The organism is Streptococcus sp. HMSC062D07 (assembly GCF_001814215.1).
Classification (GTDB): Bacteria; Bacillota; Bacilli; order Lactobacillales; family Streptococcaceae; genus Streptococcus; species Streptococcus infantis_I.
This window is the reverse complement of sequence record NZ_KV815323.1, coordinates 1-260: the sequence shown is the minus strand read 5'-3', so window position 1 is coordinate 260 and position 260 is coordinate 1. Positions and strand designations below refer to the sequence as shown.

Sequence of the window (260 nt, the reverse complement as noted above, 5' to 3'; positions counted from 1 at the left end):
TGGAGGATTACCCAAGTCCGGCTGAAGGGAACGGTCTTGAAAACCGTCAGGCGTGTAAAAGCGTGCGTGGGTTCGAATCCCACATCCTCCTTTATTTATTATTAACGCGGGATGGAGCAGCTCGGTAGCTCGTCGGGCTCATAACCCGAAGGTCGTAGGTTCAAATCCTGCTCCCGCAATATTTGGCTCGGTAGCTCAGTTGGTAGAGCAATGGATTGAAGCTCCATGTGTCGGCGGTTCGATTCCGTCTCGCGCCATTT

3 tRNA genes are annotated in these 260 nt (G+C 52.7%); all 3 read left to right on the top strand.

Annotated features, from left to right (window positions below):
* Window position 1 precedes the first annotated feature (1 nt).
* A tRNA-Ser gene (locus tag HMPREF2957_RS00575) sits at window positions 2-91 on the top strand.
* Window positions 92-105: 14 nt separating this feature from the next.
* Window positions 106-179 (top strand) — tRNA-Met (locus HMPREF2957_RS00570).
* Window positions 180-184: 5 nt separating this feature from the next.
* Window positions 185-257: transfer RNA gene (locus HMPREF2957_RS00565), tRNA-Phe, on the top strand.
* The last annotated feature ends 3 nt before the right edge of the window (window positions 258-260 follow it).